General features: G+C 59.0%; 25 protein-coding genes. 11 read left to right on the forward strand and 14 right to left on the reverse strand.

The annotated features are described in order from the left end of the window. Positions 1–27 precede the first annotated feature (27 nt). From cysN to QF010_RS05930, 3 genes are all read right to left on the reverse strand, one after another. Positions 28–1926, reverse strand: a complete 1899-nt coding sequence (gene cysN, locus QF010_RS05920) for a sulfate adenylyltransferase subunit CysN (RefSeq protein WP_033057957.1) — start codon at positions 1924–1926, stop codon at positions 28–30. Between the two features lie 9 nt (positions 1927–1935). Beyond that, positions 1936–2853, reverse strand: coding sequence for a sulfate adenylyltransferase subunit CysD (cysD, locus tag QF010_RS05925; RefSeq protein ID WP_030128620.1), 918 nt, complete (start codon positions 2851–2853; stop codon positions 1936–1938). 135 nt (positions 2854–2988) lie between these two features. Further along, entirely contained in the window at positions 2989–3747 is a 759-nt protein-coding gene (locus QF010_RS05930) for a Nif3-like dinuclear metal center hexameric protein (RefSeq protein WP_033057961.1), read from the reverse strand. A 101-nt stretch (positions 3748–3848) separates the two neighbouring features. On the opposite strand from QF010_RS05930, the gene algW reads away from it, so the two are divergent. Next, positions 3849–5009 (forward strand): Do family serine endopeptidase AlgW, encoded by a 1161-nt coding sequence (algW, locus tag QF010_RS05935; RefSeq protein WP_033057963.1) that lies wholly within the window; start codon positions 3849–3851, stop codon positions 5007–5009. Positions 5010–5135: 126 nt separating this feature from the next. Here algW and hisC read toward each other — a convergent pair whose 3' ends face one another. The 10 genes from hisC to QF010_RS05985 all read right to left on the reverse strand — a co-directional run bounded on the left by hisC (position 5136) and on the right by QF010_RS05985 (position 13102). Beyond that, positions 5136–6188, reverse strand: a complete 1053-nt coding sequence (hisC, locus tag QF010_RS05940) for a histidinol-phosphate transaminase (protein ID WP_429532595.1) — start codon at positions 6186–6188, stop codon at positions 5136–5138. 2 nt (positions 6189–6190) lie between these two features. Further along, the gene (gene hisD, locus QF010_RS05945) at positions 6191–7528 is read right to left on the reverse strand and encodes a histidinol dehydrogenase (RefSeq protein ID WP_033057969.1); all 1338 of its coding nucleotides are present in this window, start codon (positions 7526–7528) and stop codon (positions 6191–6193) included. A gap of 125 nt (positions 7529–7653) precedes the next feature. Next, the gene (hisG, locus tag QF010_RS05950; RefSeq protein ID WP_007901570.1) at positions 7654–8289 is read right to left on the reverse strand and encodes an ATP phosphoribosyltransferase; all 636 of its coding nucleotides are present in this window, start codon (positions 8287–8289) and stop codon (positions 7654–7656) included. Positions 8290–8417: 128 nt separating this feature from the next. Then, the gene (murA, locus tag QF010_RS05955; RefSeq protein WP_033057972.1) at positions 8418–9683 is read right to left on the reverse strand and encodes a UDP-N-acetylglucosamine 1-carboxyvinyltransferase; all 1266 of its coding nucleotides are present in this window, start codon (positions 9681–9683) and stop codon (positions 8418–8420) included. Positions 9684–9705: 22 nt separating this feature from the next. Then, positions 9706–9945, reverse strand: coding sequence for a BolA family protein (locus QF010_RS05960; RefSeq protein ID WP_007901566.1), 240 nt, complete (start codon positions 9943–9945; stop codon positions 9706–9708). Between the two features lie 113 nt (positions 9946–10058). After that, positions 10059–10364, reverse strand: a complete 306-nt coding sequence (locus tag QF010_RS05965) for an STAS domain-containing protein (protein ID WP_008150739.1) — start codon at positions 10362–10364, stop codon at positions 10059–10061. Next, positions 10361–11017 carry an MlaC/ttg2D family ABC transporter substrate-binding protein gene (locus QF010_RS05970; protein WP_033057977.1) on the reverse strand — a complete coding sequence of 219 codons (657 nt, stop codon included), beginning with the start codon at positions 11015–11017 and terminating at the stop codon, positions 10361–10363. The genes QF010_RS05965 and QF010_RS05970 overlap by 4 nt, the downstream gene beginning before the upstream one ends. 11 nt (positions 11018–11028) lie before the next feature. After that, positions 11029–11496 carry an outer membrane lipid asymmetry maintenance protein MlaD gene (mlaD, locus tag QF010_RS05975; protein WP_033057979.1) on the reverse strand — a complete coding sequence of 156 codons (468 nt, stop codon included), beginning with the start codon at positions 11494–11496 and terminating at the stop codon, positions 11029–11031. Continuing rightward, the gene (gene mlaE, locus QF010_RS05980) at positions 11496–12293 is read right to left on the reverse strand and encodes a lipid asymmetry maintenance ABC transporter permease subunit MlaE (protein ID WP_033057981.1); all 798 of its coding nucleotides are present in this window, start codon (positions 12291–12293) and stop codon (positions 11496–11498) included. Before mlaE ends, mlaD begins: the two co-directional genes overlap by 1 nt. Beyond that, on the reverse strand, positions 12293–13102 hold the full coding sequence (locus QF010_RS05985) for an ATP-binding cassette domain-containing protein (RefSeq protein WP_033057984.1): 810 nt from the start codon (positions 13100–13102) through the stop codon (positions 12293–12295). The genes mlaE and QF010_RS05985 overlap by 1 nt, the downstream gene beginning before the upstream one ends. Positions 13103–13378: 276 nt before the next feature. On the opposite strand from QF010_RS05985, the gene QF010_RS05990 reads away from it, so the two are divergent. The 10 genes from QF010_RS05990 (at position 13379) to QF010_RS06035 (ending at position 20405) form a co-directional block, all read left to right on the forward strand. Further along, entirely contained in the window at positions 13379–14353 is a 975-nt protein-coding gene (locus QF010_RS05990) for a KpsF/GutQ family sugar-phosphate isomerase (protein ID WP_429532596.1), read from the forward strand. After that, the gene (locus tag QF010_RS05995; RefSeq protein ID WP_033057989.1) at positions 14353–14877 is read left to right on the forward strand and encodes a KdsC family phosphatase; all 525 of its coding nucleotides are present in this window, start codon (positions 14353–14355) and stop codon (positions 14875–14877) included. The genes QF010_RS05990 and QF010_RS05995 overlap by 1 nt, the downstream gene beginning before the upstream one ends. A 7-nt stretch (positions 14878–14884) precedes the next feature. Next, complete coding sequence (lptC, locus tag QF010_RS06000; RefSeq protein WP_429532597.1) at positions 14885–15457, forward strand: LPS export ABC transporter periplasmic protein LptC; 573 nt, start codon at positions 14885–14887, stop codon at positions 15455–15457. Further along, the gene (gene lptA, locus QF010_RS06005) at positions 15444–15992 is read left to right on the forward strand and encodes a lipopolysaccharide transport periplasmic protein LptA (protein WP_033057996.1); all 549 of its coding nucleotides are present in this window, start codon (positions 15444–15446) and stop codon (positions 15990–15992) included. Before lptC ends, lptA begins: the two co-directional genes overlap by 14 nt. After that, a complete protein-coding gene (gene lptB, locus QF010_RS06010) occupies positions 15992–16717 on the forward strand; it encodes an LPS export ABC transporter ATP-binding protein (protein WP_033057997.1) in 726 nt (241 codons plus the stop codon). Before lptA ends, lptB begins: the two co-directional genes overlap by 1 nt. A gap of 183 nt (positions 16718–16900) precedes the next feature. Then, a complete protein-coding gene (locus QF010_RS06015; RefSeq protein WP_033053633.1) occupies positions 16901–18394 on the forward strand; it encodes an RNA polymerase factor sigma-54 in 1494 nt (497 codons plus the stop codon). A gap of 74 nt (positions 18395–18468) precedes the next feature. Continuing rightward, entirely contained in the window at positions 18469–18777 is a 309-nt protein-coding gene (hpf, locus tag QF010_RS06020; RefSeq protein WP_007941242.1) for a ribosome hibernation-promoting factor, HPF/YfiA family, read from the forward strand. Positions 18778–18789: 12 nt separating this feature from the next. Then, on the forward strand, positions 18790–19254 hold the full coding sequence (gene ptsN / locus QF010_RS06025; protein WP_008150761.1) for a PTS IIA-like nitrogen regulatory protein PtsN: 465 nt from the start codon (positions 18790–18792) through the stop codon (positions 19252–19254). Positions 19255–19256: 2 nt separating this feature from the next. Further along, positions 19257–20114: an RNase adapter RapZ gene (gene rapZ / locus QF010_RS06030; protein WP_429532598.1), complete on the forward strand. Its 858-nt coding sequence runs from the start codon at positions 19257–19259 to the stop codon at positions 20112–20114. Positions 20115–20129: 15 nt separating this feature from the next. Then, entirely contained in the window at positions 20130–20405 is a 276-nt protein-coding gene (locus QF010_RS06035) for an HPr family phosphocarrier protein (RefSeq protein WP_033058002.1), read from the forward strand. A 53-nt stretch (positions 20406–20458) separates the two neighbouring features. Here the strand turns inward: QF010_RS06035 and QF010_RS06040 are convergent, their stop codons facing one another. Beyond that, the gene (locus tag QF010_RS06040) at positions 20459–21352 is read right to left on the reverse strand and encodes a ZIP family metal transporter (protein ID WP_415773252.1); all 894 of its coding nucleotides are present in this window, start codon (positions 21350–21352) and stop codon (positions 20459–20461) included. Positions 21353–21358: the final 6 nt, after the last annotated feature.

The following is a 21358-nucleotide window of genomic DNA, read 5'->3' on the forward strand; positions in this document are numbered from 1 at the left end:
GGCGGGTTTCTTTTTAACGGCTAACGCTTAGATCGCGCCACGCTTGCGCAGCAGATCCAGTACTTGCTTGACGCTTTCTTCCAGCGACAGCGACTGGGTATCGACCACGAGGTCGGCGTCCAGCGGCACGTCGTACGGGAAGGAGTCGCCCGGGATGTTGTCCCCGGCCGCCGCGTACAAGCCTTGTGGATCACGCTCGGCACAGACCGTCGGAGAGGCCTGGACGTAGACCGTCAGCAGACGCTCCTTGCCGATCAGTTCCCTGGCCTGCTCACGACCTTCGGCACTCGGCGCAACGAAGGCTGCCAGTGTCAGCAGACCCGCTTCGTTGAACTGACGCGCAACGTGCGCCGCACGACGCCAGTTCTCGGTACGCCCGGCGCGATCCTGTGGCAGACCTTTGTTCAGGTCGTGACGCAGGTTTTGGCCATCGAGTACAAACACCGCACGACCCATGTCGAACAACTTGCGTTCAACCGCGTAAGCCAGGGTGCTTTTGCCGGCGCCCGACAAGCCGCTGAACAACACGGTGGCCGGTTGCTGGCCGAAGCGCTGGGCGCGTTCTTCGGTGGCGACGTGCGCCAGTTTGCCGTGATGCGTGCTGGTGCCATGGCTCAACGGCTGAGCGATGATCATGCCGGCCGCGACAGTGCCATTGGTCAAACGATCGATGACGATGAACGAACCGGTGGTGCGGTTGCTCGCGTAACCGTCCAGCGCGATGGCCGCGTCGAGGCTGATTTTGACCCGACCGATTTCGTTCAGGTTCAACGAACTGGCCGGACCTTCTTCCAGGGTGTTCACGTCAACGCGGTTGACGATGCTGGTGATCGAACCCGGCACGTACGTCGTGGCGCGCTTGATGTCGTATTTCTTGCCCGGCAGCATCGGTTCTTCCGCCATCCACACCAGCATGGCGTCGAAGGCGTCAGTCACTTGCGGCAGGTTGTCGGCGTGCACCAGCAAGTCGCCGCGGGAGATGTCGATCTCGTCTTCCATGGTCAGCGTCACCGCTTGACCCGGACCGGCGTGCTCCAGCTCACCTTCGAAAGTGACGATGGACTTCACGCGGCTGCTCTTGCCCGACGGCAGCACAACGACTTCGTCGCCCTTGTGCACGACGCCGCTGGCCAGGGTGCCGGCGAAACCACGGAAGTTCAGGTTCGGACGGTTGACGTACTGCACCGGGAAACGCAGGTCGGTGTAGTTGCGGTCGTTGGCGATTTCGACGGTTTCAAGAATTTCCATCAGCGACTGGCCGGTGTACCACGGCGAGCGCTCGGACTTGTTCACCACGTTGTCGCCTTTGAGCGCCGACATTGGCACGAAGGCCATGGTGGTCGGCTTGAAGGCGATACCTTCGGCGAACTTCAGGTAATCGGCCTTGATCGACTCGAAGACGGTTTCGTCGAAGCCGTTGAGGTCCATCTTGTTGATGGCGACAACGATGTGCTTGATGCCCAGCAACGAGGCAATGAAGCTGTGGCGACGGGTCTGGGTCTGCACGCCGTAACGGGCGTCGACCAGAATGATCGCCAGGTCACAGGTGGACGCACCGGTGGCCATGTTGCGGGTGTACTGCTCATGGCCAGGGGTGTCGGCGATGATGAATTTGCGCTTGGCGGTGGAGAAGTAGCGGTAAGCGACATCGATGGTGATGCCCTGCTCCCGCTCGGCCTGCAAGCCGTCGACCAGCAATGCCAGGTCGATGTCATCGCCAGTGGTGCCGACTTTTTTCGAGTCGCGGGTAATGGCTTCCAGGTGATCTTCGTAGATCATTTTGGAGTCGTGCAGCAGGCGCCCGATCAGGGTGCTCTTGCCGTCGTCGACGTTGCCACAGGTCAGAAAGCGCAGCATTTCCTTGCGTTCGTGCTGGCCCAGGTAGGCGAGGATGTCCTCGCTGATCAAATCAGATGCGTGCGACATGACAACCCCTTAGAAATAACCCTGACGTTTCTTTTCTTCCATCGAGCCTGCGCCATCGTGATCGATGACCCGGCCCTGGCGTTCGGAAGTTCGCGTCAGGAGCATTTCCTGAATGATGTCGGTCAGGCTGGTGGCCTCGGACTCGACCGCACCGGTCAACGGGTAGTCACCCAGTGTGCGGAAACGGACCTTCTTCTTGACGATGCGCGCCTTGTCTTCATCGCTCAGGTGATTGAGCAGGCGTTCGTCGTCGATCATGATCCAGGTGCCATTCATCTCGATAACGTCGCGCTCGGCGGCGAAATACAGCGGCACAATCGGGATGCCTTCGAGGTAGATGTACTGCCAGATGTCCAGTTCGGTCCAGTTCGACAATGGGAAAACACGGATCGATTCGCCCTTGTTGACCTTGCCGTTGTAGACGTTCCACAACTCGGGACGCTGGTTTTTCGGGTCCCAGCGGTGCTTGGTATCGCGGAAGGAATACACGCGCTCTTTGGCACGGGACTTCTCTTCGTCACGACGGGCACCACCAAAAGCGGCATCGAAACCGTACTTGTCGAGGGCCTGCTTGAGGCCTTCGGTTTTCATGATATCGGTGTGCTTGGCGCTGCCGTGGGTGAGCGGGTTGATACCCTGCGCAACACCCTCGGGATTCACGTGCACCAGCAGGTCAAGGCCGAGCTCTTCGACCATGCGGTCGCGGAACGCGTACATTTCCTTGAACTTCCACCGGGTGTCGACGTGCATCACCGGGAACGGCAGTTTGCCCGGGAAGAATGCCTTGCGCGCAAGGTGCAGCATCACGGCGGAGTCTTTACCGACGGAGTACAGCATCACCGGGTTATCGAACTCGGCGGCGACCTCGCGGATGATGTGGATGCTTTCGGCCTCCAGCTGTTTCAGATGCGTCAGTTTGTCGACCATGGCTACTCACGAAAACGATCTTATGGACGGCCAGCGGGCCGTGTTCGAGCGAGGAATCCTAGCACAGCGACCTCTTCTAATCAGGACGCAAGCTAGATCGAAAGGGTATATGAATATACCCCCGCGTTTGGGCAATCAGATGGGGTTCGGGCAATCAATGAAGATGTGCTCAAGGGCAAAACGCCGCGCCAGATAATCCCCAAGTGCCTGCACGCCATAGCGCTCGGTGGCGTGATGGCCGGCGGCGATGAAGCTGATGTCATTTTCCCGGGCGCTGTGGAAGGTCTGCTCGGAGGCCTCACCGCTGAGGTACAAGTCGACCCCAGCCAACACGGCCTGATCGATGTAACCCTGACCGCCACCGGTGCACCAGCCAACGCGGCGGATCATCTCGCTGCCTTCGATCAGCAACGGCTCGCGGCCCATGACTTCTTGGACGCGACGGGCAAAATCGCGGGCCGTCACCGGCTCGCTCAATGAACCGACCAGGCCGACAACTTTGAGATTGTCCGGGTCCAATGGGCCTTCCACAGTGATATCGAGCTGACGTGCCAGTTGCACGTTATTACCGACTTCCGGGTGCAGATCCAGCGGCAGATGGTAGGACAACAGGCTGATATCGTGCCTGAGCAAGGTTTTCAACCGACGCTGCTTCATGCCGGTGATGCACGGATTCTCGCCTTTCCAGAAATAGCCGTGATGCACCAGGACCAGGTCAGCGCTGGCTTCCACAGCGGCGTCGAGCAACGCCTGGCTGGCGGTGACGCCACTGACGATGCGCATGACCTGCGGCCGGCCTTCGACCTGCAACCCGTTGGGGCAGTAATCGGCAATCTTTGCACTGTTAAGGTAACGGTCGGCTTCTTCGACCAGGGTGCTCAAGGCGACGGCCATAAAAGACTCCTAAATATCCCGTTCAGAGGCAGCTTCGCCTCGTATAATGCGCGACATTATGGGCGGTCTCATACCGCCTGCAACCTCTCAGGACGTGCTTAATGCTCAAGGCGCTGCGTTTTTCCGGCTGGCCGCTGTTGGCCGGCGTGCTTATTGCTCTGTTAATCATCCAGCGTTACCCGCAGTGGGTCGGGCTTCCGAGCCTCGACGTCAACATGCAGCAAGCTCCGCAATCCACCTCCATGCAACAGGGTCCGGTGTCCTATGCCGACGCGGTGACCACGGCCGCGCCGTCAGTGGTCAACCTGTACACCACCAAAGTCATCAACAAGCCGAACCATCCGCTGTTCGAGGATCCACAGTTCCGCCGCTTCTTCGGCGACAACTCGCCCAAGCAGAAGCGCATGGAGTCGAGCCTCGGCTCCGGCGTGATCATGAGCCCGGAAGGTTACCTGCTGACCAACAACCACGTGACCACCGGCGCCGACCAGATCGTGGTGGCGCTCAAGGACGGTCGTGAAACCCTGGCCCGAGTGATCGGCAGCGATCCGGAAACCGACCTGGCGGTCCTGAAGATCGACTTGAAGAATCTTCCATCGATCACTGTCGGGCGTTCCGACAACATCCGCATCGGCGATGTAGCCCTCGCCATCGGCAACCCGTTCGGTGTCGGCCAGACCGTGACCATGGGCATCATCAGCGCCACCGGGCGTAATCAGCTGGGCTTGAACAACTACGAAGACTTCATTCAGACCGACGCGGCGATCAACCCCGGCAACTCCGGCGGTGCGCTGGTGGATGCAAACGGCAACCTGACCGGCATCAACACAGCGATCTTCTCCAAGTCCGGCGGTTCGCAGGGCATCGGTTTCGCAATCCCGGTGAAACTGGCCATGGAAGTGATGAAGTCGATTATCGAGCACGGCCAGGTGATTCGCGGCTGGCTCGGTATCGAAGTGCAGCCGTTGAGCCAGGAACTGGCGGAATCGTTTGGCCTGTCGGGGCGCCCGGGCATTGTGGTCGCGGGTATTTTCCGTGACGGTCCGGCGCAGAAGGCTGGCCTGCAACTGGGTGACGTGATCCTCAGCATCGACGGCGAGCCGGCCGGCGATGGTCGTCGTTCGATGAACCAGGTCGCCCGGATCAAACCGACCGACAAGGTCACGATCCAGGTGATGCGCAACGGCAAAGAGCTCAAGCTCACCGCAGAAATCGGTTTGCGTCCGCCGCCTGCGCCGGTCAAAGAGAAAGAAGAAGAGTAAGCAGCCAGCACAAAACCACTGTGGGAGCGAGCTTGCTCGCGATAGTGGTCTGACATTCAACATGGATGCTGAATGTTATGGCCTCATCGCGAGCAAGCTCGCTCCCACAGGGATCGGGGGTGTTGGTTAGAGAGTGCCGAGGCCGTCGATCAACGCCTGATTCTGCTCCGGCGTGCCAATCGAGATCCGCAGGAATTGGGCAATCCGCTCCTGCTTGAAGTGCCGAACGATCACGCCTTGCTCGCGCAACTTCGCCGCCAGCCCCGCCGCATCGTGTTTCGGATGACGGGCGAAAATGAAGTTTGCCGCCGACGGCAGCACTTCAAAGCCCTTCGCCTCCAATTGCGCAACGACCCATTCACGATTCTCGATCACCAACCGGCAGGTCTTATCGAAATACTCACGGTCTTCGAACGCTGCAGCTGCACCGACATTCGCCAGACGATCCAGCGGATAGGAGTTGAAGCTGTTCTTGATCCGCTCCAGCGCCTCGATCAGGTCCGGATGCCCCACCGCCAGCCCCACTCGCAGACCGGCCAGCGAACGGGACTTGGACAGGGTCTGGGTCACCAGCAGGTTCGGATAACGATCCACCAGGCTGATCGCCGTCTCACCGCCGAAATCGATGTAAGCCTCATCCACCACGACCACTGAATCCGGGCTGGCCTTGAGGATTTGCTCCACGGCGCCCAGCGCCAACAGGCAGCCAGTCGGTGCGTTCGGATTCGGGAAGATGATCCCGCCATTCGGCTTGGCGTAGTCCGCCGGGTTGATCTGGAACTGCTCGTCCAGCGGCACCGCGTCGAAGGCGATGCCGTACAACCCGCAGTAAACCGGATAGAAGCTGTAGCTGATGTCCGGGAACAGCACCGGCTGATCGTGTTGCAGCAAACCGTGAAAGATGTGCGCCAGGACTTCATCGGAACCGTTGCCGAGAAACACCTGATTGCTCTGCACGCCGTAGTACTTGGCGACTGCTTGCTTGAGCACATCACTGTTCGGGTCCGGGTACAGACGCAAATTGTCATTCAGTTCGGTCTGCATCGCCGCCAAGGCTTTTGGCGATGGTCCGTACGGATTTTCGTTGGTGTTGAGCTTCACCAGTTTCGCCAGTTTCGGCTGCTCGCCCGGCACATAAGGCACCAGATTCTTGACGAACGGGCTCCAGAATTTACTCATCTTCAGTTCCCCTGCCCTTGTGAAGAGTCTTCGTCAATGATGCGGTATTCGGCACTACGGGCGTGGGCGGTCAACGACTCGCCACGGGCCAGCACGGAAGCGGTCTTGCCCAGTTCCGACGCACCTTGCTCGGAGCAGAAGATGATCGACGAACGCTTCTGGAAGTCGTACACGCCCAGCGGCGAGGAGAAACGCGCGGTGCCGGAGGTTGGCAACACGTGGTTCGGACCGGCGCAGTAGTCGCCCAAGGCTTCGGAGGTGTGACGGCCCATGAAGATCGCGCCAGCGTGGCGAATCTTCGGCAGCCAGGCCTGCGGATCAGCAACGGACAACTCAAGGTGTTCCGGCGCGATGCGGTTGGCCACTTCGATGGCTTGGTCCATGTCGCGCACCTTGATCAGCGCGCCACGGCCATTGATCGACGTTTCGATGATCTCGGCGCGTTCCATGGTCGGCAGCAGTTTGGCGATGCTGGCGGCCACCTTGTCGAGGAACTCGGCGTCCGGGCTGACCAGAATCGCCTGGGCGTCTTCGTCGTGCTCAGCCTGGGAGAACAGGTCCATGGCGATCCAGTCCGGATCGGTGTGACCGTCGCAGACCACGAGGATTTCGGATGGGCCGGCGATCATGTCGATGCCGACCTGGCCGAACACGTGGCGCTTGGCGGTGGCAACGTAGATGTTGCCCGGGCCGACCACTTTGTCGACCTTCGGCACGCTTTCGGTGCCGTAGGCCAGCGCGGCAACCGCTTGGGCGCCGCCGATGGTGAACACGCGGTCGACGCCGGCGATGCAGGCTGCGGCCAGCACCAGCTCGTTGATTTCGCCACGAGGCGTCGGCACCACCATGACCACTTCGGTCACACCCGCCACCTTGGCCGGAATCGCGTTCATCAGCACCGAGGACGGATAAGACGCCTTGCCGCCCGGTACATACAGGCCGGCGCGATCCAGCGGCGTCACTTTCTGGCCCAGCACGGTGCCGTCGGCTTCGGTGTAGCTCCAGGAGTCCTGCTTCTGTTTCTCGTGGTAGCTGCGTACTCGGGACGCGGCTTTTTCCAGCGCTTCACGTTGAGGCACGGTGATTCGGGTCAGGGCCAGTTCCAGGCGCTCACGCGGCAGGATCAGATCCGCCATGGACGCGACCTGCAGGCCGTCGAACTTCTGGGTGAATTCCACCAGCGCCGCATCGCCACGCTCGCGCACGGCCTTGATGATGTCCAGCACCCGCTGATTGACCGAGTCGTCAGACACACTTTCCCAGCTCAGCAGATGATCCAGATGATGTGCGAAATCCGGGTCAGCAGCGTTGAGTCGGCGAATTGCAGTCGGTGCGGTCATAGCGAGAGCCTCATAGGATTGGCAAAAAACTCAGGCGCCCGAAGCTAACATTCGATCCGCTTGGGCACCTGAGAATTCTGGCTATGAGGCGGATAGACGGCGCGCCTTGCGGTCGCGCAGGTGAATCAGCCGCGGTGTCGAGACTCCACTGCCTTGCGCAGGGTGTCGATCAACGCCTGGATACGGGCGTGCTGCATTTTCATTGAAGCTTTGTTCACGATCAGCCGGGAGCTGATGTCGGCAATGAAATCCTGGGGTTCCAGACCATTGGCGCGCAGGGTGTTGCCGGTGTCGACCACGTCGATGATCTTGTCTGCCAGACCGATCAGCGGCGCCAGTTCCATCGAGCCATAGAGCTTGATGATGTCGACCTGACGGCCCTGTTCGGCGTAGTAACGCTTGGCAACGTTGACGAATTTGGTCGCCACACGCAGGCGGCCCTTGGGCTCGACATCGCCGACACGGCCGGCGGTCATCAGCTTGCAGAGGGCAATTCGCAGGTCCAATGGCTCGTACAGGCCCTGGCCGCCATATTCCATCAGCACATCTTTACCGGCGACGCCCAGGTCAGCGGCACCATGCTCGACGTAAGTCGGCACATCGGTGGCGCGCACGATCAGCAGACGTACATCGGCCTGAGTCGTGGGGATGATCAGCTTGCGGCTCTTGTCCGGATTCTCGGTCGGCACGATGCCCGCTTCAGCCAGAAGCGGCAGGGTGTCGTCAAGGATGCGGCCCTTGGACAGTGCGATGGTCAACATGGGAAACGTCAGTCCTTATCAGGCTACTGATGCCCGGTCGCAAATGGCGCCGGACACACATCGAGCCTGAAACAGGCTCGACTTGAAACGAATTCAACGGGCGCGTCCCTGCGCCCATGCAGCAGAAACTAGCCCGGTACGCGGCGGATCTTGGCGCCGAGCATCTGCAGTTTCTCTTCGATGCACTCGTAACCACGGTCGATGTGGTAGATGCGGTCGATCAAGGTGTCACCTTCAGCGATCAACGCCGAAATCACCAGGCTGGCCGAAGCACGCAGGTCGGTGGCCATGACTGGCGCGCCCTTGAGCTTTTCGATACCGGTAACGATGGCAGTGTTGCCTTCGACCTGGATGTGAGCGCCCATGCGGTGCAGTTCGTAAACGTGCATGAAGCGGTTTTCGAAGATCGTCTCGATCACGGCACCCGTGCCTTCGGCAATGGCGTTGAGGGAGATGAACTGCGCTTGCATGTCGGTCGGGAACGCCGGGTACGGAGCGGTGCGCACGTTAACGGCTTTTGGCCGTTTGCCGTGCATGTTCAGCTCGATCCAGTCTTCACCGCAGGTGATTTCGGCACCCGATTCCTTGAGTTTCTCAAGAACGGCTTCGAGGATGGTCGGATCGGTGTCCTTGACCTTCACACGACCGCCGGTCACAGCAGCTGCGACCAGGTAAGTGCCGGTCTCGATACGGTCAGGCATCACTTTGTAAGTGGTCGGGTGCAGACGCTCGACGCCATCGATGGTGATGGTGTCGGTGCCGGCGCCAGTGATCTTGGCACCCATGGCGTTCAGGAAGTTCGCCAGGTCGATGACTTCAGGCTCGCGAGCGGCGTTAGCCAGAACGCTGCGGCCCTTGGCCAGAGCGGCCGCCATCATGATGTTTTCGGTACCGGTCACACTGACGGTGTCGAAGAAGAAGTGCGCACCGCGCAGGCCACCTTCAGGCGCCTTGGCCTTGATGTAGCCGCCGTCGACGTCGATGACCGCGCCCATGGCTTCGAGGCCACGAATGTGCAAGTCAACCGGACGCGAACCAATGGCGCAACCGCCAGGCAGTGCAACTTCGGCTTCACCGAAACGGGCAACCATCGGGCCCAGCACCAGGATCGACGCACGCATGGTTTTCACCAGTTCGTACGGAGCGATCAGGGTCTTGATGGTGCGCGGGTCGATTTCGACGCTGAGTTTCTCGTCGATCACCGGCTCGATGCCCATGCGACCGAACAGCTCGATCATGGTGGTGATGTCGTGCAGGTGCGGCAGGTTGGCCACGGTCACCGGGCCGTCACACAGCAGGGTTGCAGCCAGGATCGGCAGGGCAGAGTTCTTTGCCCCGGAGATGCGGATTTCGCCATCAAGACGAACGCCACCGGTAATTATCAATTTATCCATAAGAATCTCGACGCCCTTGGGCTCAGGTGCGCTCGGCCCAGGCCGCGCTGCTGAAAAATTTCATAGTGACCGCATGGATGCTGCCATCGGTGATCCATGGGTTCAAATGGGCATAGACCTGCTGCTGACGCTTCACCGGGCTCAACGCCGCCAGTTCATCGCTAATCACGTTCAGCTGGAAATTGCAGCCTTCGCCTTCAACTTCCACTTTGGTGTTCGGCAGCTTTCCTTCAAGGAAGCTCTTCACTTCTACGGCCTGCATGCTCAACCTCAATCGGCGCCCTGTGCGCGCGGGTCGGACATCATACAAAAAAGCCCCGCGCCTGCGAACCCCGCGAAGCAGGACTCTGACGGGGGGCTTCTTTATAGATGCGGTTAGGGATGCGCCAACAGCTCGGTCAATTCGCTGACCTGAGCGATTTCGCGCATGTCTTCTGGCATCCCACGGATGCTCAACGCCTTGCCGGCCGCCTCTGCATCACGCATGAAGCACAGCAGCAGCGACAAGCCGACGCTGCTGGATTTCAACACTGCCGAGCAATCGACCACCAGTGCAGCGGCCTTGCTGGATTTGATCAGCGCCTGCCCCTGCTTGCGCAAGCCAGGGCCGGTGCGGTAATCCAGCATGCCGCTAAGCGTCAGCTCGCCGGATTCGCTCATGCGAATGGCCGATACACTCATTGAGCTTGCGTCTCGGTTGTTTGCTTCTGAGTGGCTTCCTTGGCTTTGGCGACTTCCCCGGCCCAACCATTGATGGTCTTGTCCAGGTCGTTGCCATTGCGCTGCATCGCATCAGCGAACTGATCACGGAACAGCTTGCCGATGTTGATGCCGTTGATGATCACGTTGCGCAGTTTCCACTCGCCATTGATCTTTTCGAGTGTGTAAGACACAGGATAGATCGCGCCGTTGCTGCCTTTGACCGTCATGGCGACGCTTGTACGGTCTCCCGACTCATCCTTGGCAGGGTCGACGACGATTCCCTGATTGTTGTATTCGAGCAAAGCATTGCCATAGAACTGGAAAAGACCCTTTTTGAAGTTTTCTTCAAAGGTCTTCATTTGCGCAGGCGTGGCTTTGCGCGAGTACTTGACCGTCATGATGCTCTTGGAAATGCCCTCGGCATCCACAACAGGCCCAACGATGGTGTCCAGCGCGGTATAAAAGTCTTTCGGATCCTGCTTGTACTTCTCTTTATTGGCCGCCAGATCGGCAAGTAACCGATTGGTGGTGTCCTGCACCAGTTCGTGCGCAGAAGGCGCCGCCACGGCGTTAGCCATCAACGGCAGGGCCGCGAGTAATACCAACAGGCCACGTCGCAAGGTAGAGATCATTTAAAAGCTCCTCATTTGGCGTCTTTACTAACGGTATTGAGCAGAAACTTACCGATCAGGTCTTCGAGTACCAGCGACGACTGCGTGTCGTGGATGGTTGCACCTTCCTTGAGCAAGGTTTCTTCCCCGCCCACGCTGAGACCGATGTACTTCTCGCCCAACAGCCCAGCGGTCAGGATAGATGCAGTAGAGTCAGTCGGCAGGTTATCTACGCGTTTTTCCAGCTGCATGGTCACCCGACCGGTGAAACTGTCGCGATCCAGATCGATTGCCGTGACCTTGCCGATGGTCACACCGGCCATGGTCACTTTAGCTCTGACAGTCAAACCGGCGATATTGTCGAAGTACGCATAAAGTTTATAAGTGTCGGTGGTTGCGCTCGGGGACAGGCCACTCACCCGCAACGCCAGCAACAGCAAAGCCAGGATGCCAGCCAGCAAGAAAAGGCCGACACCGATTTCCAGGGTGCGGTTTTGCATCAGAAATCTCCAAACATCAAGGCGGTCAGAATAAAGTCCAGGCCGAGTACAGCCAAAGAGGCATACACCACGGTCTTGGTAGTGGCACGACTGATCCCCTCGGAAGTGGGCTCGCAGTCATAGCCTTGGAATACGGCGATCCAGGTCACGACAAAGGCGAAAACGATGCTTTTGATGATGCCGTTGAGCACATCGTCTGCAAAGGTCACGCTGTTCTGCATGTTGGACCAGTAGGAACCTTCATAGACACCCAGCCAGTCGACGGCCACCCACGAACCACCCCAGATTCCCACCACGCTGAAGATCATCGCCAGCACTGGCAGGGAAATGAAGCCGGCCCACAGGCGGGGGGCAATGATGTACTTGAGCGGGTCGACACCAATCATTTCCAGACTGGACAACTGCTCGGTGGACTTCATGTTGCCGATTTCGGCAGTCAATGCCGAACCGGCGCGCCCGGCGAACAACAATGCCGTGACCACGGGCCCCAATTCGCGCAACAGCGTCAGCGCAACCATCTGGCCGACCGCCTGCTCCGAACCGTAGCTGGATAGAATATTGAAGCCTTGCAGCGCCAGCACCATGCCGATGAATACCCCGGAGACTACGATGATCACCAGGGACATTACGCCCACCGAATGCAGTTGCTTGATCAGCAAGCTAAAACCGCCGCCAATGCCGCCACGGCCAAGCAAGGCATGAAACAGGAATATCGCCGAACGGCCGAACACCCCCAGCACGTCAATGCCAGAGTGGCCGAACCGGCGAACTCGCTCTATTAGTGAAATCTTGCGCATCAACGCTGCCCCAGAAGATCTGCGCGGTAATCCGTCGCTGGAAAGTGATAGGCGACCGGACCGTCAGGCTCGCCTGTCATGAATTGACGGATGCGTGGCTCCTGCGAGTTCATCAGTTCCTCAGGCGTGCCCTGCCCCAACACCTGGCCTTCGCCGACGACATAGATGTAATCGGCGATGCTCGCGGTCTCGGCCAGGTCGTGGGAGACCACGATACTGGTGATGCCCAACGCATCGTTGAGCAGGCGGATCAGGCGCACCAGTACGCCCATGGCGATGGGGTCCTGGCCGACAAAGGGCTCGTCATACATGAGGATCTGCGGATCGAGGGCAATCGCCCGGGCCAGCGCGACGCGACGCTTCATGCCGCCGGACAACTCGTCAGGCATCAGGTCGATGGCGCCACGCAAACCCACGGCCTGCAATTTGAGCAGGACAATGTCCCGGATCATTTCTTCCGGCAGTTCGGTATGAACGCGTAGCGGAAAGGCGACGTTCTCGAACACATCGAGATCGGTGAACAGCGCACCACTCTGAAACAGCACGCCCATGTGCTTTCGCGCATCGAACAGATCACTGCGCGACAGTTTCGGCAGGTTCTGTCCATTGACCCAGACATCGCCTTTGGTGGGCCGCAACTGTGCGCCCATCAGCCGTAACAGCGTAGTCTTGCCACACCCGGAAGGCCCCATGATGCCGGTGACCTTGCCGCGCGGGATACGTATATCGACGTTATTGAAAATGCTGCGCGTTCCGCGCTTGAAGGTCAGTCCCTTCAGCTCGACCGCGTAGGCTTTATCGGCACTCATCTAATCTCCTTGCGATGCAGCCTCTCACTCGGACGCCTGGCTTTCTGGCGAAAGCACATACCTCCCGGGCAGGCCGAACTGGCGGCGAACTATATCACTGCAAAGGCCAAGCGCCCAAGGCCCAAGCCGGGCCATGTTGAGCAACACGACGGTGTAAAAGCTTCTATTTAGGGGTATTGGGTAACCGGGAATGACAAAGCGCGACGAACTTGCGTGAGGGTTTCGATCATTACCGTTATAATCGCCGCCTTTTCATCAGGCTATACGATTTCTGACATGAGCCAATCCAGCGACCTGATTCAATCAGCACAACGCACCATCCGCCTCGAACTGGAAGCCGTACAAGGCTTGTTGCCCCGTATCGACGCAGATTTCGTACGCGCTTGCGAGATAATTCTGGCCAGCAAAGGGCGCGTGGTCGTGGTCGGCATGGGCAAATCGGGGCACATCGGCAACAAGATCGCCGCCACCCTGGCCAGTACCGGCACCACGGCTTTTTTTGTGCACCCGGCCGAAGCCAGCCACGGCGACATGGGCATGATCACCCGTGACGACATCATCCTGGCACTGTCGAACTCCGGCTCGACCAATGAAATTGTCACCTTGCTGCCGCTGATCAAACGCCTGGGCATTCAATTGATCAGCATGACCGGCAACCCTGATTCACCGCTGGCGAAGGCTGCCGAGGTCAACCTCAACGTGCACGTCGAGCACGAAGCCTGCCCGCTCAACCTGGCACCAACCTCGTCGACCACTGCCGCGCTGGTCATGGGCGACGCCCTGGCCGTTGCGCTGCTGGAAGCCCGCGGTTTTACCGCTGAAGATTTCGCCTTTTCCCACCCCGGCGGCGCGCTTGGCCGACGCCTGCTGCTGAAAGTGGAAACCGTCATGCACGCTGGCGCACAACTGCCCCAGGTGCAACGCGGCACGCTACTCAAGGACGCCTTGATGGAAATGACCCGCAAGGGCCTGGGCATGACCGCGATTGTGGAGGCCGACGGCAAACTGGCCGGGATCTTCACCGACGGCGACTTGCGCCGCACCCTTGACCGGACCATCGACATCCACCATACGACCATCGACGAGGTCATGACTATTCATGGCAAGACCGCCCGGGCCGATATGCTGGCAGCCGAAGCCCTGAAAATCATGGAAGACCATCGAATCAACGCGCTGGTAGTAGTGGACAAGGAGGACCGTCCGATCGGCGCCTTCAACCTGTCCGATCTGCTGCGCGCAGGAGTAATGTGATGAGCACCGACCTGCTGCAACGCGGCAAGAACATCAAACTGGCGGTTTTCGACGTCGATGGCGTACTGACTGACGGACGCCTGTACTTCCTCGAAGACGGCAGCGAATTCAAGACGTTCAACACCCTCGACGGCCAAGGCATCAAGATGTTGATGGCAGCCGGCGTGCAGACCGCTATCATCAGCGGCCGCAAGACCCCGGTGGTTGAGCGACGAGCGAAGAACCTCGGTATTCCACACGTGTACCAGGGGCGCGAAGACAAACTGGTGGTGCTCGACGAGCTTCTTGCCCAACTCAACCTAAGCTATGAGCAAGTCGCCTACCTCGGCGACGACCTGCCGGACCTGCCGGTGATTCGCCGCGTCGGCCTGGGCATGGCGGTGGCAAACGCTGCCAGTTTCGTCCGTGAACACGCCCACGGCATCACCCAGGCTCGTGGTGGCGAGGGTGCCGCTCGCGAATTCTGCGAATTGATCCTGCGCGCGCAGGGCCGCCTCGATGCGGCAAACGCCGCGTACCTGTGAGCCAACTATGCTGAGCAAAAAGTTTCGCAAATTCCTGGTGTTCGGTTGCATCGCAGCGATATTCGCGGCGGTCGGCTACTGGAACATCAGCCCGGAACGCTTCCTCGATAAGCCGGTGGCAAAGATCGATGAAACCGCAATCGACTATTACGCGATCAACGCCCACAGCGTGCAATACCTGCCGGACGGCAAACTGCAATACGAAATGACGTCCGACAAGGTTGAACACCTGAAAGCCACCGAAGTGACGCTGTTGACCAATCCCGACCTGAACATGTTCCGCGGCACCGAGTTTCCGTGGCATGTCCAGAGCGAGCACGGCGAAGTGAATCCCGACGGCACTCAGGTCGAACTGATTGACTCGGTGCGCATCACGCGCTTCGACGAGAAAAACCGCAAGACCCTGATTACCACCACCCGCATGACAGTGTTCCCGCAGCAGCAATATGCGCAGACCGAGCAACCCGTTAGAATCGACGGCGCTGGTGGTGTGTCGACTGGCAACGGAATGAAAGCGTATTTGAAAGAAAGCAGGATACACCTGCTATCTAACGTAAGAGGACAGTATGAGGCTCGTTAAAACCCTCCCTATTTTGCTCGGTCTGAGCGCAGCACTGGGAAGCGTGAGCGCCTGGGCTCTGCCGACCGATCAAGCGCAGCCTATCCGCATCCAGGCCGACGACGCCCAGCTGGACGACAAGAATGGCATTGCCACCTATAAAGGTGACGTGATCATCACTCAGGGCTCGATGATCGTTAAAGGCAATACTGTGACCATCACCCGCACCCCGACCGGCGACATCGACGTGGTGACTTCGGTGGGCAACCTGGCCTACTTCGAGCAAATGCAGACCGCTGGCGACACCAAACCGGTTCAGGGTTGGGGAGTGACTATCCAGTACCACGCAGCGCAAAACCGCGTTGTGCTGATCGACAAGGCAAAAGTCGTCGACAAGGACAACAACGTCACTCAAGGCGAGAAAATCGTCTACGACACGGTCAAAAAGCTTGCGAGCGCCGGTCGCGCGACGGGCAACAAGGTCACCGAGTCGCGTCCGCGCATTGACATGGTGATCCAGCCGAAGAAGAAAACCGACGAGCAAAAGGCCCAGTAATGGCAACTCTGAAAGCTCAGCATCTGGCCAAGAGCTACAAGAGCCGCCAGGTCGTGCGTGACGTCAGCCTGTCGATCGACAGCGGTCAGATCGTCGGCCTGCTGGGTCCCAACGGCGCCGGCAAGACCACCTGCTTTTACATGATTGTTGGTCTGGTACAGGCCGATCAGGGGCGCGTACTGATTGACGACATGGATGTCAGCCACCAGCCTATGCACGGTCGTGCGAAGGCCGGCATCGGCTATCTTCCGCAAGAAGCGTCGATCTTTCGCAAACTCTCGGTAGCCGACAACATCATGGCGATCCTCGAGACCCGCAAGGAACTCGACAAGGCCGGTCGCCGCAAAGAGCTGGAAAGCCTGCTGCAGGAATTCCACATCAGCCACATCCGCGACAACCTCGGGATGAGCCTGTCCGGTGGTGAACGCCGCCGTGTGGAAATCGCCCGGGCACTGGCTACCAACCCGAAATTCATCCTGCTCGACGAACCATTCGCCGGCGTGGACCCGATTTCGGTGGGCGACATCAAACAGATCATCTATCACCTCAAGGCCAAGGGCATTGGCGTGCTGATCACTGACCACAACGTCCGTGAAACCCTGGATATCTGCGAAACCGCCTACATCGTTAACGATGGCCAACTGATCGCCGAAGGTGACTCTGCCACCATCCTGGCCAACGACCTGGTCAAGGAAGTGTATCTGGGCCATGAATTCCGCCTGTAAGCACTGAGGTGTCTGGCTGGTTGCCCGGGCGCTTGTCTCGATAAAAATCAACATTTTTTTATTGTTACAGCGCTCTAGGCAAACGCTGCAGTTTCGGGCATATAATTTGCTTATGTTTGGCGCTCCGGCGCCCTGTAGTGGATGGCGCATGTGCGCCGGCGAATAAGGTGTTAAGCCCCTGCCATGAAACCATCGCTAGTCTTGAGAATGGGCCAGCAGCTGACGATGACACCGCAGCTGCAACAGGCCATCCGCCTGCTCCAATTGTCGACCCTGGACCTGCAACAGGAAATCCAGGAGGCCCTGGAGTCCAATCCGATGCTCGAACGCCAGGAAGAAGGCGACGACTTCGATAACGCCGACCCCTTGGCCGACAAAGCCGAACAGCAACCCAACGCTGACATTCAGGAACCCTCCTACCAGGAAACCGCCCCGACGGTTGATAACCTAGAGGAAGGCGACTGGAACGAACGCATCCCCAACGAACTGCCCGTCGATACCGCGTGGGAAGACGTCTACCAGACCAGCGCCAGCAGCCTGCCGAGCAACGATGACGACGAGTGGGACTTCACCACCCGGACATCGGCCGGCGAAAGCCTGCAAAGCCACCTGCTGTGGCAACTGAACCTCGCCCCGATGTCCGACACCGATCGCCTGATCGCCGTGACCCTGATCGACTGCATCAACAATCAGGGCTACCTGGACGAAACCCTCGAGGAGATTCTCGAAGCCTTCGACCCGGAACTGGACATCGAACTGGACGAAATCGAAGCCGTCCTGCACCGCATCCAGCAATTCGAACCCGCTGGCATCGGCGCCCGCAACCTGGGCGAATGCCTGCTGCTGCAATTGCGTCAGTTGCCCGCCAAGACACCTTGGCTGGTCGAGGCCAAACGCCTGGTCACCGATTACATCGACCTGCTCGGCAGCCGCGATTACAGCCAACTGATGCGTCGCATGAAGCTCAAGGAAGATGAACTGCGCCAGGTGATTGAACTGGTGCAGAGCCTCAACCCGCGCCCAGGCTCGCAAATCGAGTCCAGCGAAGCTGAATACGTCGTTCCCGACGTGATCGTTCGCAAGGACAACGAACGCTGGCTGGTGGAGCTGAACCAGGAGTCGGTGCCACGACTGCGGGTCAACGCTCAATACGCCGGCTTCGTGCGCCGCGCCGACACCAGCGCCGACAACACCTTCATGCGCAATCAGTTGCAAGAGGCCCGCTGGTTCATCAAGAGCCTGCAAAGCCGCAACGAAACCCTGATGAAAGTAGCCACTCAGATCGTCGAGCATCAACGCGGCTTTCTTGAATACGGTGACGAAGCCATGAAACCGCTGGTCCTGCATGACATCGCCGAAGCGGTGGGCATGCACGAGTCGACGATTTCACGGGTGACCACGCAAAAATTCATGCATACCCCTCGGGGCATATATGAGCTGAAATACTTTTTCTCCAGTCACGTCAGCACCTCAGAAGGCGGTGAATGCTCGTCCACAGCGATCCGCGCGATCATCAAAAAACTGGTTGCCGCGGAAAATCAGAAAAAGCCGTTGAGTGACAGCAAGATCGCTGGTTTACTGGAGGCACAAGGCATTCAGGTGGCTCGCCGCACCGTCGCCAAGTACCGCGAATCCCTCGGGATCGCGCCTTCGAGCGAACGTAAGCGGTTGATGTAGAGCCACGCCACAGCGTTCCAGTGGCAGGCATTTCTGCCTGCCGCTTTATGCACTGGCAACGAAGGAGAAGCTGTATGCAAGTCAACATCAGTGGACACCAACTGGAAGTGACCGAACCTCTTCGCACCTACATCGGCGAAAAACTCGAACGATTAGAGAGGCATTTCGACAAGATCACCAACGTGCAAGTCACGATGACAGTCGAAAAACTCAAGCAGAAAATCGAAGCCACGCTGCATATTCCCGGCAATGAAGTGGTCGCAAACGCGGAGCATACCGATATGTACGCGGCGATCGACGCACTGACCGACAAGCTGGATAAACAACTCAAAAAGCATAAGGAAAAGACCCAAAGCCTCCTCCAGGGCGCGACCGGTCGTTAACACTCCCAACCCATGATCCGACTTGAAAGCATCCTGACCCCCGGCCGTTCCCTCGTGAACGTGCCGGGCGGCAGTAAAAAGAAAGCCCTCGAGCAAATTGCCAACCTTATCCACAAAGAAGTGCCGGATCTGGAGATGCAAGATGTCTTCGAGGCTCTGATTGCCCGTGAAAAACTCGGCTCAACTGGTTTTGGCAATGGCATCGCCATTCCCCACTGCCGCCTGAAGGGTTGCACCTCGCCCATCAGCGCCCTGATGCACCTTGATGCACCCATCGATTTCGACGCCATCGACGGCGCCCCGGTTGACCTGCTGTTCGTTCTGCTGGTCCCGCAAGCCGCTACCGATGCGCACCTGGAGTTACTGCGCCAGATCGCCAGCATGCTCGACCGCAAGGAAGTGCGCGAAAAACTGCGCAGCGCCCCGAGCAATGAAGCCTTGTATCAGGTTGTCCTGGACGAGCAAAACGGTCATTAATCATGCGCTTGATCATCGTCAGTGGCCGCTCCGGCTCAGGTAAAAGTACCGCACTCGATGTTCTCGAGGACAACGGCTACTACTGCATCGACAACCTGCCCGCCGGCCTGCTGCCGGAACTGGCCGAACGCGCGTTGATTCACACCGAGCTGGTGCAACCGCTGGTTGCCGTATCCATCGATGCGCGCAACCTGCCAAGTCACTTGTCGCGGTTTCCCGAACTGCTGGAAGAAGTGCGCAGCCGGCATATCCAGTGTGATGTGCTTTATCTGGACGCCGACGAAGAAACCTTGCTCAAACGTTTCTCGGAAACCCGTCGTCGTCACCCGCTGAGCAATGCCAATCGCTCGCTGGCCGAGGCCATCAACGATGAGACCGCCCTGCTCGGGCCGATTGCCGACCTCGCCGATCTCAAAGTAAACACCACCAACCTGAACCTGTATCAGCTGCGAGATACCATCAAGCTGCGCCTGCTGAACCAGCCGGAACCCGGTACGGCGTTCCTGGTGGAGTCTTTCGGCTTCAAGCGTGGCATGCCGGTGGACGCTGATCTGGTGTTCGACGTACGCTGCCTGCCGAACCCTTACTGGAAGCCAGAGTTGCGCGATCAATCCGGGCTCGACCAGCCGGTTGCCGAGTACCTGGCGGCACAGCCAGACGTCGAAGAGATGTTCCAGGACATCTCCACCTACTTGCTCAAGTGGCTACCACGCTTCGCCGCCAGCAACCGTGCTTATGTCACCATCGCCATTGGTTGCACCGGCGGCCATCACCGTTCCGTCTACCTGACCGAACGTCTGGGCCAGGCCCTGCAAAAATCCCTGAAGAACGTCCAGGTTCGCCACCGCGACCTCAGCTAAAGGATTCACACCGCGATGCCTGCTCTGGAAATTGAAATCATCAACAAGCTGGGCCTGCATGCCCGCGCTTCTGCAAAATTCGTTGGCGTTGCCGGTGAGTTCAAGGATTGCACGATCAGAGTAGGACGCACGCCGGAATCCACCGTCGACGGAAAAAGCATCATGGCAATGATGATGCTCGCTGCGGGCAAGGGCACCAAAATCCACCTGAGCACCGAAGGTGAACAGGCTGATGAGGCGCTGCAGGCATTGGTGAATCTGATCAATGACTACTTCGGCGAAGGCGAATAACGCCTCGCCCTGTAGCAGCTGCCGAAGGCTGCTACAAAGTTCGTGCTCAGCCACTAAGCCAACGCTGTATCCATCACCATCATCAAGCAAAACCCGATCAGCAACCCAAGACTTGCAAGCTTGTCGTGACCATTGCGGCGCGACTCGGGGATGACTTCATGGGTGACCACCAGCAACATCGCCCCAGCCGCCAGTGCCAACCCCAAGGGCAACAACAATTCGGCCAGGCTCACCAGCCAGGCACACAACAGTGCAAAAACCGGCTCGACCAGACCTGACGCAGCACCGATCAGGAACGCCTTGACCCGCGACATCCCTGCCCCGGCCAAAACCAGCGCGATCACCAGACCTTCCGGCACATCCTGCAAGGCGATGCCCATGGCCAGGCTATCGGCGTCGGGCATGCCACCCCCCGCCGACACTCCGACCGCCATGCCTTCGGGGATGTTGTGGGCAATGATCGCAAACACAAATAACCAGATTCGCGGCGGGATGACCGGTCGTTCCAGCGTACCTACGAGCATTTCCGGCGACGCACCCGACACCTTGCGATCAACCAGGAACAATCCAAACGCACCCAGCATGATGCCGAAACTGATCAGTCCGCTCGCCGCCCAAGGCGTCAGCCCCAGGTTTTCAGCGGCAGAGATCCCCGGAACGATCAACGAAAACGCTGTTGCTGCGAGCATCACCCCGGCCCCGAAGCCGAGCAGCGTATCGCTGACCGCCTGGGGCATCCGTCGAATCACCAGCACGGGCACCGCGCCCAAGGCAGTGCCCAAGGCGCAGATCGCCCCGCCTTGCAGCGCGCGCAGCAGTTTCGGCTCGAGGTCCAGCCACGCCAAGCCTTGGGCAACCAATAACGTCATGCCTGCCAGCAGTAACAGCGACCCGAATGCGTAACGAAACATTCGCCCACTACCGATCGCCAATGTTTCAGTGCCCATAGCCAG

Origin of the sequence: Pseudomonas silensiensis (assembly GCF_050434865.1) — a bacterium.
GTDB classification, from domain to species: domain Bacteria; phylum Pseudomonadota; class Gammaproteobacteria; order Pseudomonadales; family Pseudomonadaceae; genus Aquipseudomonas; species Aquipseudomonas fluorescens_W.

Coding starts and splice junctions, on each gene's coding strand:
- cysD (WP_030128620.1), bottom strand. CDS start 2,853: ATGGTCGACAAACTGACGCATCTGAAACAGCTGGAGGCCGAAAGCATC.
- mlaD (WP_033057979.1), bottom strand. CDS start 11,496: ATGCAAAACCGCACCCTGGAAATCGGTGTCGGCCTTTTCTTGCTGGCT.
- QF010_RS05985 (WP_033057984.1), bottom strand. CDS start 13,102: ATGAGTGCCGATAAAGCCTACGCGGTCGAGCTGAAGGGACTGACCTTC.
- ptsN (WP_008150761.1), top strand. CDS start 18,790: ATGATCCGACTTGAAAGCATCCTGACCCCCGGCCGTTCCCTCGTGAAC.
- QF010_RS05965 (WP_008150739.1), bottom strand. CDS start 10,364: ATGAGTGTATCGGCCATTCGCATGAGCGAATCCGGCGAGCTGACGCTT.
- cysN (WP_033057957.1), bottom strand. CDS start 1,926: ATGTCGCACGCATCTGATTTGATCAGCGAGGACATCCTCGCCTACCTG.
- QF010_RS06015 (WP_033053633.1), top strand. CDS start 16,901: ATGAAACCATCGCTAGTCTTGAGAATGGGCCAGCAGCTGACGATGACA.
- QF010_RS05930 (WP_033057961.1), bottom strand. CDS start 3,747: ATGGCCGTCGCCTTGAGCACCCTGGTCGAAGAAGCCGACCGTTACCTT.
- QF010_RS06040 (WP_415773252.1), bottom strand. CDS start 21,352: ATGGGCACTGAAACATTGGCGATCGGTAGTGGGCGAATGTTTCGTTAC.
- lptA (WP_033057996.1), top strand. CDS start 15,444: ATGAGGCTCGTTAAAACCCTCCCTATTTTGCTCGGTCTGAGCGCAGCA.
- murA (WP_033057972.1), bottom strand. CDS start 9,683: ATGGATAAATTGATAATTACCGGTGGCGTTCGTCTTGATGGCGAAATC.
- QF010_RS05970 (WP_033057977.1), bottom strand. CDS start 11,017: ATGATCTCTACCTTGCGACGTGGCCTGTTGGTATTACTCGCGGCCCTG.
- hpf (WP_007941242.1), top strand. CDS start 18,469: ATGCAAGTCAACATCAGTGGACACCAACTGGAAGTGACCGAACCTCTT.
- QF010_RS06035 (WP_033058002.1), top strand. CDS start 20,130: ATGCCTGCTCTGGAAATTGAAATCATCAACAAGCTGGGCCTGCATGCC.
- algW (WP_033057963.1), top strand. CDS start 3,849: ATGCTCAAGGCGCTGCGTTTTTCCGGCTGGCCGCTGTTGGCCGGCGTG.
- QF010_RS05995 (WP_033057989.1), top strand. CDS start 14,353: ATGAGCACCGACCTGCTGCAACGCGGCAAGAACATCAAACTGGCGGTT.
- QF010_RS05990 (WP_429532596.1), top strand. CDS start 13,379: ATGAGCCAATCCAGCGACCTGATTCAATCAGCACAACGCACCATCCGC.
- mlaE (WP_033057981.1), bottom strand. CDS start 12,293: ATGCGCAAGATTTCACTAATAGAGCGAGTTCGCCGGTTCGGCCACTCT.
- hisG (WP_007901570.1), bottom strand. CDS start 8,289: ATGTTGACCATCGCACTGTCCAAGGGCCGCATCCTTGACGACACCCTG.
- QF010_RS05960 (WP_007901566.1), bottom strand. CDS start 9,945: ATGCAGGCCGTAGAAGTGAAGAGCTTCCTTGAAGGAAAGCTGCCGAAC.
- lptB (WP_033057997.1), top strand. CDS start 15,992: ATGGCAACTCTGAAAGCTCAGCATCTGGCCAAGAGCTACAAGAGCCGC.
- lptC (WP_429532597.1), top strand. CDS start 14,885: ATGCTGAGCAAAAAGTTTCGCAAATTCCTGGTGTTCGGTTGCATCGCA.
- rapZ (WP_429532598.1), top strand. CDS start 19,257: ATGCGCTTGATCATCGTCAGTGGCCGCTCCGGCTCAGGTAAAAGTACC.
- hisD (WP_033057969.1), bottom strand. CDS start 7,528: ATGACCGCACCGACTGCAATTCGCCGACTCAACGCTGCTGACCCGGAT.
- hisC (WP_429532595.1), bottom strand. CDS start 6,188: ATGAGTAAATTCTGGAGCCCGTTCGTCAAGAATCTGGTGCCTTATGTG.